Raw genomic sequence first — 10,036 nt, 5'->3', positions numbered from 1 at the left:
GCCCGTCGACGAGTCGCGGCCGCCGCGGCCGCCCCGCTCATGCCGCCGGCGACAACCGGGCCGCCTCCGGCCGCGACGACCGGGGCTCCGCCGGCCGCCGCCGGACGCCCCGGCGCGCCGCTCCCGCCGCGTAGTACCGCCGGGCCCGCTCGTCGCCGAGGACCTTCTCCGCGTGGCCTCGCTCGAACAATAGGAGCCGGCCGGTGCACTCCTCCCGCACGGAGCGTATGAATCGTTCCGCGTGTGGGTTGCAGTTGGGGCTGCGGGGCGGAATCCTGGCGGCGAAGATGCCCTCGCCGGCGAAGACGGCGTCGCAGGCCGTGGTGAACTTCGCGTCACGGTCCCGGGTCAGGTGGGTGAAGCCGGCAGCGCGGTCGCCGAGTTGCCAGAGCAGCCGGCGAGCCTGCTGGGTGGTTCAGGCGGCGGTGTACGCCAGACGCGCGATCGGGCCGTGAGCGTGGGCGAAGCGGGGTCCACCCGTTCGTGGACCCGGCGCCCGGAGCTCGGCCGGGCAGGTTGGATGATGGGCATGGCCATGAGTATCGCTACCGACACTGTCCGGGCCGCTGCGTCTGTGAAGGCGTACCGCAGCGGCGAGAAGCTGTTGACCGCCGGCTCCGTTCGCAACCTGGAGCCCGGCTTCGGCGGAGCCAACGCCGATGTCGTGGACGGCACCCGGACCTGGCAGGTCTGGGTCGGCGTCGTGGGCCGCGCCCTGACGGGTGAGTGCGACTGTCCTGACAGCCGTCCCACCGTGCTGTGCCCGCATGCCATCGCGGCGGCCCTGGCTGCCGTACGCGCCGGGTTCACCTGGAACGCGTTGCCCGAGTCCCGTCCTGACGTGCGGACCTTGGATCCCGCGGAGCGGCGCTTCCGTACGCTTGCCAGGACTCTCGACGCGGCGGAGCTCGTCGCTCTGATCGCCCGTCATGCCGTGCGTGACCGCATGCTTTCCACCGATCTCGAGGTGGTCACGGGCCGCCTCGGTGCGCCGGGCGCCGAGGATTTGGAGCCGTTGCGTGCGCTGGTCGACGAGGCGCGGGCGATCCCGGACGGCCGCTACGAGTACGACCTTCACGATATCGCCACTGCGGGCCGTGCGGTGGTGGCCGAGCTCCAGGTGCTGGCGCTGCGTCCGCCGTCGGTGGAGCTGCTGGACGCGGTCGAGTACACCGCGGAGCGCTGGGACTACCTCGCCGGGGTGCTGAGCCAGGACTGGCGCACCTACGACGAGGAATCGCGCGAGATCGGCTCGGCCATCGCCGCCGTACACGGTGGTTTGTGCGAGCGACTTCGGATCGACCCGGCGGAGCTCGCCGAGCGTCTTGCGAGGCTGTCCGCCGTCTGCGAGACGGATTCGTGCCTGTACCCGACCGGTCGGTACCGGCACCTGCTCGGCCGCGACGGCCTGGAGGCGTTCGAGCGGAGGTGGAAGGAACAGCGCGGCTGGTAGCCGGACTCGCCCGGTTACCGACGTCAGGGGCAGTCCGGCTTTGTCGAGCTTGGCGGCACCCTCCTCAGGGCCCTGTTCGCCCGCACCACAACCCTGGAGGGAATCCTCGACGCTGCCTTGGCTCTGATGCCCATGGCCAACGACTTCACCGTCGAACGCGACTGGGGACCGTTCATGCTGCGTGCCTTCCCCGACGGTAACGCCGGCGAGGCGGCCCTCACCGACGCTCAGCACCGACCCGTCAACGCCATCGCGGCCAAGGACGACTGCTGGGGCAACATCGGCAACAAGATCACACGGTTGCGCAGAGCCGGACTACCGACGGACCGTGCCTTCGCCAACACGGTGAAGCCGAACTCCGGATCGGCAAGTTCCAGGCCGAGGGCGTACTTCCAGCGAGGCAGCCGAGGCAGCCGAGGACGGCGCCTCCGCGACGGCGAGCTGTGCCGTCGCGGTCAGGGCCACGGCGGGCTGTGCCACGGCGTCCCCGCCGAGGGCGAGCCCCGCCGAGGGCGAGCGCCGCCGCGAGGGCGGCACTCGCCGTCCGGCGTCCACGGCTGGGGGTGGGCCGTTCCATCACGTGCTCCATCTGCGCTCGAACGGCTCGACTGCCGGAGCGTAGCGATCTGACGAAGCCTCAGAGGAGATGATGATCAGCCAAGTTGCCAGCCAGTAACACCTGGTGGCACCCGTGTCGTGTGTCCGAGCGTGGCGGATGCGGCGTCACCGGCCGCGGCCGCCACCGCATCCGGCAGGGATCAGCCAAGCTTTCGGCCTCCTGTGGATGGCCCGGCCCACCCGTGTTGGTATGGGCACGCCATTTTGCGCATGTTCTTCAGGAAGGGATCGACATGAGCAGGTTTCTCGGTGGACGCAGGGCGGCTCGCGCGGCCGGTGCCGTCAGCGCCGTCCTCCTGGCCCTGACCGGTGTCGTCGTGGGAACGGCCGTCCCCGCCACGGCTGCCCCCGCCGTGGCGGTGCGCGTCGCACTCCCGGACGACGGCGGACTCAACCCGGGCGACATCCTCACGGGCCACAACTTCATCATGCAACTCGACGGCCAGTCGGTCGAGTACATCGCGGAGGTCAGCGGTCTCGACCCCGACAACCACACGGTGACCCTGTCCCGCGGCCTGTTCCACAGCCCCATCGTCCAGCGCTGGATCGACGACGCGATCGCCGGGCGCGAGGGCCGCCTCAAGAACATGACCATCGGGATCTGCGACTACGCCGGCAACATCGTCAAGCGGTACAACTTCGGCGGCGCGTTCGTGGAGAAGATCGTGCTCGACAACGCGACGCACGAGCCGAGCATACTCACCGTCAGGTACTTCACGTTCAACATCGGCTGACCGCCGCCCCGGGCGCGATCCGCGTCCGAGTGACTCCGTCGAGGCCCGGCGTCCGGCGGTCAACGCGGCCAGGAGCCGGAACGAGCAGTATCATCCCAGGTCAAGGCGGTGTGCGAGGTATCCGGAAGAAAAGGGGCGGGCCCGTGTCGGTCGGCGCGTGGCCGGAGTTCCTGCCGCACTCCGGGCAGCTGGCCGCGCTCTACACCGAACTGCCGCCCCCGGAGGGCCTGCTCCTCCGCTCGGTGCAGCTCAACCCGCGCGGGGCCGGCGTCACCTTGCGGGTCGAGTTCCCCCGCTTTCCCGATCGCGCCCCGCAGGCCTGGACGGACGCGGGGTGCGACCGGTTCGAGGCGCAGCTCGGGTTCACGGCCGTGGAGGAGGACCTGCGGATGCGGGGCCTTCCCGACGGCACCGTGGTCGACATCGGGTTGACCCCCTTCCTGCGGGAACGGGAGCGGCGGATCGCGGTGGGGGTGCGAGGCCCGGGGTTCTCGCTGGACTTCACCGCGCACGCCGCGCTCACCGTGGGGCACCTCAACGCCTACTGCTCCCGCGACGCCGCACCGTACGCGGCCGAGCGGTGGTTCCTGAGCCCGCTCGACCGGCGCCTGTACGGCAGCACGCTGCCGCCCACGACCACGAAGACCTTCTATGGGTGACCACGACTGGTCAGCGGAGCTGGCGAACCCCGGGACGGTCCGCGAGGTGCTCGGCGCGCCGCCGCCCCCGCTGAGCGACTACGGCCTGGACTCCGTCCTCGTCGACGAACGCGAAGCGTCCGTCACCCTGAGGTTCTCCGCCTTCGCCGTCCCGGCGGGCGCCGCGGAGCTGTGGCGGGAGCGCGGCCACAACGCGGTCGAGTTCGTGCTGGTCTGCACCGGTGTGACGGACTTCGCGGTGGACGCCTGGTCGGGCCGGCCGACGACCCGCGCCACGCTCACGGGCCGGAGGGTCGTGCTCTCCGGGCGGGGCAAGCACGTGTCCTTCGCGGCGGCCGGGATCCGCGCCGAGCCGCCCGCCGGACGGCTCCGGAGCCGGTTCGAGTGACGTAGGCCGAGGGCCGAGGGGGATGCCCCTCGGCCCCGGCCCCGCGCCTCTGCGCGCGACGCGCCCGAGCGGACCGCTCAGTGCCAGTTGCTGATCCTGACGTCGCGCGGCGCGGGCTCACCCGTGCCGGTCTCCAGTACAGCCTTGAGGCTCATCAGGAACGTGGCCCACTTGGTGCTGCAGTGGTACATGAACTCCACCGGCTCCCGCCAACCCTCGTGCCGGAACAGCACGATGGTGAAGTCGTCCTCCTGCTTGAGGTCGAAACGGACCCGGGTGCCGATCCACTCCTCGGGGCCGTCGATCACCTCCCAGAGCACCCGTCGGCCGGGCTCGGTCTCCAGGACCTTCATGTCGAAGCCGCCGGGCGGGCCGAAGCGGAACCGGAGCACGCCGCCGACTCCGGCGTCGCCCTCCGTGTCCTCGGTCCACCAGCTCGCCAGTCCGTCGACCGTGGTCAGGGCCGTGTGGACGGCGTCCGGGGACGCCGTGACCCCGATCCGGTGCAGGATGTCCGCCATCGCGGTACCTCTCTCTCGTACGGGCGCCCGTTCCCGGGCGCGTTCGCTCCTCCGTGCGTGCCTGCGGGCTCAGCTCTTCCGGGTGTTCTCCCGGTTGCCCTCCTGGCTGTCCTCCCGGCTGTTCTCCTGGCCGCGCTGGATGGCCTCGGCGATCCGCTTGATGCGGTGCAGCCGGGCGTCCCAGGCGGCGCCGACCGACGACAGCTGTGCGACGGCACGGGCGAGTTGGGCCTCGTCGACCTCGTAGCGGCGCTCGCGTCCGGACGGCGTGTCGTGGACGAGCCCGACGCGGCCCAGCACGCCGAGGTGCTTGGCGACGGCCTGTCGGGTGACCGGCAGTTGCTCGCTCAGGGTGGTGGCCGTCCCGCCGCCGCCGCTCAGGAGCAGGTCGAGCATCCGCCGTCGGATGGGGTCCCCCACCGCCGACCAGAGCTCGTCGTCGATGACCACGCTCACGGCCGCGTCCCGACCCGGGCGGCGTACGTGACGAGACGGGGCAGGAAGTGGTCCCAGCCGCGGACGTGGTCGTGGTACGCCTCCTCCAGGACGGCCGCCTCCCAGCCCTTCTCCCGGAACCCCGTCTCGGTGAACCGCAGCAGCGTGCCGCCGTCCGACGGGACCAGGTCGAAGGTGACCAGGAACGAGTTGTCCGGCGTCGCGGCCTCGCCCTCGCCGTGGGCCCAGCGGAAGCTGAACCGCCGGGGCGGGTCGGCCTCCACCACCGTCAGTGGCACGACCTTCACGTCCGGTGTCCCCGCACCGAACGAGATGAACCCGGTGCCTCCCGGGACAGGCTTGAGGTCCGCCTCGTCCGGCCACCACTCCTGCAGGTGCTCGGGCGTGCTGATGACCTCGTAGACCACCTCGGGCGTGGCCTCGACGCGGATCTCCCGCTCGATGCTGCCGTACTCCATCCCGCTCCCCTCCTATCGCAACCTTTGGTTGCATATAACCGTAGGCCGCTCCGCCGGAATGTGCAACCTTTGGTTGCTCTGGAAGAGTGCTCGGCCGCCCCGGGCCGCCCCGGGCCGCCACTCCGGCCCTGCCGGACGGGTGGCGCGGATATTCGACTACCGGCTGTCGTACGGCCGTTCTAAGGTGCTCCCGACACAACCTGGGAGAAACCCGTTGAGCCAAACCTTTCGCGTCGACCTGCGCGGGATCGTCGACCTTCTGAGCCATCACCTCTACACCAGCCCGCAGGTGTACGTCCGCGAGCTGCTGCAGAACGCCGTGGACGCCATCACGGCGCGCCAGGCGGACGACGCCGCCGACCCGGAGGACGCGGCCCGGCGACCCCCGGCCCCGCGGATCACGATCGCCTCCGGCGACACCACCGGCGACGGCTCCCTGACCATCAGCGACAACGGCATCGGCCTCAGCGAGGCCCAGGTGCACGAGCTGCTGGCGACGATCGGCCGCAGCTCGAAGCGGGACGACCTCGGCTTCGCCCGGCACGAGTTCATGGGCCAGTTCGGCATCGGGCTGCTGTCCTGCTTCATGGTGTCCGACGCGATCGAGGTCACCACCCGCCGGGTGGGCGAGCCCACCGTGCTCTGGCACGGCTTCTCGGACGGCGCCTACGCGGTGGAGCCCGCGCCCGCCGACCGGCAGCGCGAGGAGACCGGAACCACCGTCGCCCTGCGCCCCCGGCCCGGGTGCGAGCACCTGCTGACCCGCCGTGCCGTGACCGGCCTGGTCGAGCACTACGGAGCCCGGCTGCCGTACCCCGTCACCGTGGACGGCGTGCCGGTCACCGGCGGCCCCGCCCCCTGGGACCGCCCCGAGGACGAGACCGAGCCTGCCCGCCGTGCCCGCCTGGAGGCGTACTGCGAGGAGGTCTTCGGCTTCGCGCCCTTCGACGTGATCGACGTGGCCACCGCCGAGGCGGGCCTGCGCGGCGTCGCGTTCGTCCTGCCGATGCCGGCCAACCCCGCCGTCCCGGCCGCCCACCGCGTCTACCTCAAGCAGATGCTGCTCTCCGAGGGAGCCGAACGCCTGCTGCCCGAGTGGGCCTTCTTCGTACGCTGCGTCGTCGACACCTCCGAGCTGCGGCCCACCGCCAGCCGCGAGGCGCTCTACGAGGACTCCCTCCTGGAAGCGACCCGCGACACCCTCGGCGACCACCTGCGCGGCTGGCTCGTACGGTTGAGCAGGCAGGAGCCGGCCCGGCTGCGGGCCTTCCTGCGCGTCCACCACCTGGGCGTCAAGGCCCTCGCCCTGCACGACGACGACATGCTGCGCCTGGTCGCCGAGTTCTGGCCGATGGAGACCAACGTCGGCCCGCTGACCCTCACCGAGTTCGGCGAACGCTACGGCCTGCTGCGCTTCACCCCGCTGCTCGACGAGTTCCGCCAGCTCGCCCCGGTGGCCGCGGCGCAAGGCTTGGCCGTCCTCAACGCCGGGTACGTCTACGACGCCGAGATCATCGACCGGCTCGCCTCGACGGACCGAGCCCTGGACGTCGAGCAGCTGCGCGCCGCCGACCTCACCACCCACCTCCAGCGCCTGGACGCGGCCGACGAGCAGGCGATCGCCCCGTTCCTGGCCGTCGCCGACCGGGTGCTCGACCGGCTCGGCTGCGACCTGCTGGTCCGCTCCTTCGAGCCGTCCGGGCTGCCCGCGCTCTACCTCCTGGACGAGGACACGGCCTTCCAACTGGACGTCCGGGGCACCCGGGAGCAGGTCGACGACACCTGGTCGGCGATCCTCGGCAGCTTCCAGACGACCGCCGCGCCCCGGCCCCGACTGGTGCTCAACCACCGCAACCCGCTCGCCCGTCAGGTCCTCGCCCTGGCCGATCCGGAGCTCCAGGCGATGTGCCTGGAGGGCCTCTACGCCCAGGCGCTGCTGCTCGGCCACCACCCGCTGCGCCCGGCCGACACCGCCGCGCTCAACCAGTCCTTCCTCGGTCTGATCAGCCGGGCCGTCGCGGGAGGCGCGCGATGAGCCGCACCGAGCAGGAACTCCGTCAGCTCTACAACAGCACCCACAGGATGCCCACCGGCGCGGCGAAGTTCGCGGCCCTGGAGGAGGTGATCCGGCACGCCGACGCCCTCGGCCTGGTCGAGCTCGCCTTCGACGTCAGGATGTCGGCCACCCGGGTGTACCAGCACAGCTGGGCGCCGGCGAAGTCGTTCCTCACCTTCTCCTGGTGCCTCGCGGCCTACGACCGGGAGCCCGAGCGCTTCGATCCCGGGCACGAGCGCAGCCTGCTGTGGCACTTCAAGTGGATGGTCTACAACGTCCACCAGTTCCCGGAGGTCCCGTTGCAGCGGGCGAGGGAGCTCCTGGACGACATGGAGCGGCGCTACCGCCGGGGCGGCCACAGCATGCACGCCGTCCTCCAGCACCGCGGCCTGGTGGCGGAGAGCATCGGCGAACTCGACCAGGCGCAGGACTTCTACGAGCGGATGGCGCTCACCCGCCGGGACGGCCTCTCCGACTGCTCGGGCTGCGTGCCGAGCAGCCACGTGCGGACGCTGGTGGCGCTCGGCCGGGACGAGGAGGCGATCCGGGTCGGGGAGCCGGCCGTCCGCTCCGGCTGCACCGAGCAGCCGCAGTGGATCAACTCCGAGCTGCTGCTGCCCCTCGTGCGCACCGGTCAGGGCGAGCGCGCCGTCGAGGCGCACCGCACCGCCTACCGCAGGATCCGCGACAACCCGCACCACCTGGGCGAGTTGGCGCTGAACCTGCTGTACTGCGTGCACAGCGGCAACGTCGGCCGCGGGCTCGACCTGATCGAGCGTCACCTCTCCTGGCTCGACCGGGCCCGCACGCCGCTGGCGGAGATGGAGTTCGCGGCAGCGGCCGTCGCCGTCCTGTCGCGGGCCCGGGAGGAGGAGGCCGGGACGGTCCTGCGCTTCCCCACCGTGGAGGGCAAGCGCCGCCCGGACGCGCGGGTGGCCGACCTCGCCGTGGAGCTGCGCGAGCGCGCCCTGGCCATCGCCGAACGGTTCGACGCCCGCAACGGCAACACCTTCCAGAGCGCGCGGATGCGCACGTGGATGGCCACCGGCCCGATCGGCGAGCCCACACCGCTGTCGGTCTTCGACCGGGACCTGCGCTCGCGCAGCGGCGAACGCGTCCACCGCCTGGCCGACCGGGTCGCGGCCCAGACCGCGGCGGGCGACCTGACCGGCGCCGCCCGGACCAGGGCCGCCACCGCGGAGGCGCTGCTCGCCGACGAGCGGCACGCCGAGGCCGTGGAGGCGGCCGAGGAGGCCGTCCGAGAGCTCGCCCGGCTCGACCTGACGGCGGACCTCGCCGCGTGCCGGTGGCTGCTGGCCCGCGCCTACCGGGCGGACGGCCAGCGGCAGGCGGCCGGCCGGGTGCTGAGCGAACTCCTGGACTCGGGGGAGTGGGAGCAGCTCGCCGAGGGCCCGGCACCGTTGCCGCCACGCCCCGAACTCGAAGCCGCCCTCGGCGACTGGCTCGGCTACGGGCCCCCGGCTGCCACCCGGTACCTCGCCGCGGCCCGCGGCTTCGCGGCCGCCGCCCGGCAGGAGGAGGCGATGACCGCGCTCGCGTCGGCGCTGAACCGGCTTCCCTGGGCCGAGCAGGAGCCCGTCGCCGGCCTGCTCGCCGAGATCCTGGAGGCGACCGAAGCCGCCCTCGGCCGTGCGCCCGGCGAAGCGCCGGCCGGCTCCGCCCCGGCGACCGCCGGCCTGCTGTTCGCCTACGCCCGCCGCCTGCGCGTCACCGGCCGCCCGGCGGAGGCGGCCGACCGGCTGCGCACGGCACGCGCCCTGCTGGACGAGCACGCGGCGACGGACGCCGACGCGGGCGCGGACAGGAACACCGACGCGGGCGCCGACAGGGACACCGGCGCGGGCTCGGGCCGGGACACCGACACGGGCGTGTACGCCGACACGGAGCGGCGGCGGGGCGCCGTGCTCACCGAACTCGGCGCGGTCCTCCTGGACCTCGGTGACCCGGTCGCGGCCGAGGAAGCCGCCCGCGCCGCCCTCGCCCTGCTCGACGATCCGGACGACGCCTGGGACGAGCTGTTCGTCATCGCCAAGGCCCTGCGAGCCCGCGGCGCCGACGACGAACTCGCCACGTTCCTGGCCGACCACGGACTGACGGCGGAGCACCTCGACGACTGATGCACCGATCGGGCGGCGGCACGCCCTGCCGCCGCCCGCCCCACCACCGCAACCGCCGCGTGCGCCGATCACCTGAGGCCGTGTCGGGTGCCTGCCGGTCGCGCACGATCAGCGGATGTGACATCGGACACATCCGCTCCATTGAGTGCCGATCAGCTTTCCTTTGCAAAACCCATACCTGCAGGCCACATTCGCAACGCGACGTCCCGGACGGGCCGGGGCGCGACGGCATGGAGCGCCTGTTCTTCGACCGGCTGGTGGAGCACTGCCGTCAGGAGGGGCTGATCACGGCCGGGGGCAAGCAGCGTGGCGACTCCACCCATGTCATCAGCGCGGTGCGGGACCTGAACCGGCTGGAGCTGGCCGGGGAGAGCGTGCGCGCGGCGCTGGAGGCGCTGGCCGTTGCGGCGCCGACCTGATCCGGCGATACATGTCATGAGCGGGAGCCTGCCTAGAAGTTCACTGAAAATCAGCGGTTCTGGCCCTGCGTTACTCGGTGTGGGCCAGACTGCTGGTGTGCAGGGACAGTGGGATGGGGAACTGGTCGGGCTGGAT

10 protein-coding genes are annotated in these 10,036 nt (G+C 72.3%); 7 read left to right on the top strand and 3 right to left on the bottom strand.

Annotation, left to right across the window (positions count from 1 at the left end; genetic code table 11):
* Window positions 1–352: 352 nt before the first annotated feature.
* From ACFU7Y_RS31845 to ACFU7Y_RS31830, 4 genes are all read left to right on the top strand, one after another.
* Window positions 353–1,453 carry a hypothetical protein gene (locus tag ACFU7Y_RS31845; RefSeq protein ID WP_380770465.1) on the top strand — a complete coding sequence of 367 codons (1,101 nt, stop codon included), beginning with the start codon at window positions 353–355 and terminating at the stop codon, window positions 1,451–1,453.
* Window positions 1,454–2,304: 851 nt separating this feature from the next.
* Window positions 2,305–2,805 carry a hypothetical protein gene (locus ACFU7Y_RS31840; protein ID WP_380770464.1) on the top strand — a complete coding sequence of 167 codons (501 nt, stop codon included), beginning with the start codon at window positions 2,305–2,307 and terminating at the stop codon, window positions 2,803–2,805.
* A gap of 143 nt (window positions 2,806–2,948) precedes the next feature.
* Window positions 2,949–3,464, top strand: coding sequence for a hypothetical protein (locus ACFU7Y_RS31835; RefSeq protein WP_380770463.1), 516 nt, complete (start codon window positions 2,949–2,951; stop codon window positions 3,462–3,464).
* Window positions 3,457–3,852, top strand: a complete 396-nt coding sequence (locus ACFU7Y_RS31830; protein ID WP_380770462.1) for an Imm50 family immunity protein — start codon at window positions 3,457–3,459, stop codon at window positions 3,850–3,852. The genes ACFU7Y_RS31835 and ACFU7Y_RS31830 overlap by 8 nt, the downstream gene beginning before the upstream one ends.
* 77 nt (window positions 3,853–3,929) lie before the next feature.
* Here ACFU7Y_RS31830 and ACFU7Y_RS31825 read toward each other — a convergent pair whose 3' ends face one another.
* From ACFU7Y_RS31825 to ACFU7Y_RS31815, 3 genes are all read right to left on the bottom strand, one after another.
* Window positions 3,930–4,373, bottom strand: coding sequence for an SRPBCC domain-containing protein (locus ACFU7Y_RS31825; protein ID WP_224283081.1), 444 nt, complete (start codon window positions 4,371–4,373; stop codon window positions 3,930–3,932).
* Window positions 4,374–4,442: 69 nt separating this feature from the next.
* On the bottom strand, window positions 4,443–4,829 hold the full coding sequence (locus ACFU7Y_RS31820; protein ID WP_224283080.1) for a helix-turn-helix transcriptional regulator: 387 nt from the start codon (window positions 4,827–4,829) through the stop codon (window positions 4,443–4,445).
* Complete coding sequence (locus ACFU7Y_RS31815; protein ID WP_224283079.1) at window positions 4,826–5,287, bottom strand: SRPBCC domain-containing protein; 462 nt, start codon at window positions 5,285–5,287, stop codon at window positions 4,826–4,828. Before ACFU7Y_RS31815 ends, ACFU7Y_RS31820 begins: the two co-directional genes overlap by 4 nt.
* Before the next feature lie 214 nt (window positions 5,288–5,501).
* On the opposite strand from ACFU7Y_RS31815, the gene ACFU7Y_RS31810 reads away from it, so the two are divergent.
* The 3 genes from ACFU7Y_RS31810 to ACFU7Y_RS31800 all read left to right on the top strand — a co-directional run bounded on the left by ACFU7Y_RS31810 (window position 5,502) and on the right by ACFU7Y_RS31800 (window position 9,900).
* Window positions 5,502–7,322, top strand: coding sequence for an HSP90 family protein (locus tag ACFU7Y_RS31810; RefSeq protein WP_380770461.1), 1,821 nt, complete (start codon window positions 5,502–5,504; stop codon window positions 7,320–7,322).
* Window positions 7,319–9,481, top strand: a complete 2,163-nt coding sequence (locus ACFU7Y_RS31805; protein ID WP_380770460.1) for a hypothetical protein — start codon at window positions 7,319–7,321, stop codon at window positions 9,479–9,481. Before ACFU7Y_RS31810 ends, ACFU7Y_RS31805 begins: the two co-directional genes overlap by 4 nt.
* A gap of 230 nt (window positions 9,482–9,711) precedes the next feature.
* Entirely contained in the window at window positions 9,712–9,900 is a 189-nt protein-coding gene (locus ACFU7Y_RS31800; RefSeq protein ID WP_224280768.1) for a hypothetical protein, read from the top strand.
* Window positions 9,901–10,036: the final 136 nt, after the last annotated feature.

Source organism: Kitasatospora sp. NPDC057542 (assembly GCF_042801945.1).
In the GTDB taxonomy this organism is placed as follows: domain Bacteria; phylum Actinomycetota; class Actinomycetes; order Streptomycetales; family Streptomycetaceae; genus Kitasatospora.
The sequence above is the reverse complement of the archived record's forward strand: the minus strand, read 5'-3'. Positions and strand labels throughout refer to the sequence as shown.

Coding starts and splice junctions, on each gene's coding strand:
- ACFU7Y_RS31800 (WP_224280768.1), top strand. CDS start 9,712: ATGGAGCGCCTGTTCTTCGACCGGCTGGTGGAGCACTGCCGTCAGGAG.
- ACFU7Y_RS31815 (WP_224283079.1), bottom strand. CDS start 5,287: ATGGAGTACGGCAGCATCGAGCGGGAGATCCGCGTCGAGGCCACGCCC.
- ACFU7Y_RS31805 (WP_380770460.1), top strand. CDS start 7,319: ATGAGCCGCACCGAGCAGGAACTCCGTCAGCTCTACAACAGCACCCAC.
- ACFU7Y_RS31840 (WP_380770464.1), top strand. CDS start 2,305: ATGAGCAGGTTTCTCGGTGGACGCAGGGCGGCTCGCGCGGCCGGTGCC.
- ACFU7Y_RS31830 (WP_380770462.1), top strand. CDS start 3,457: ATGGGTGACCACGACTGGTCAGCGGAGCTGGCGAACCCCGGGACGGTC.
- ACFU7Y_RS31825 (WP_224283081.1), bottom strand. CDS start 4,373: ATGGCGGACATCCTGCACCGGATCGGGGTCACGGCGTCCCCGGACGCC.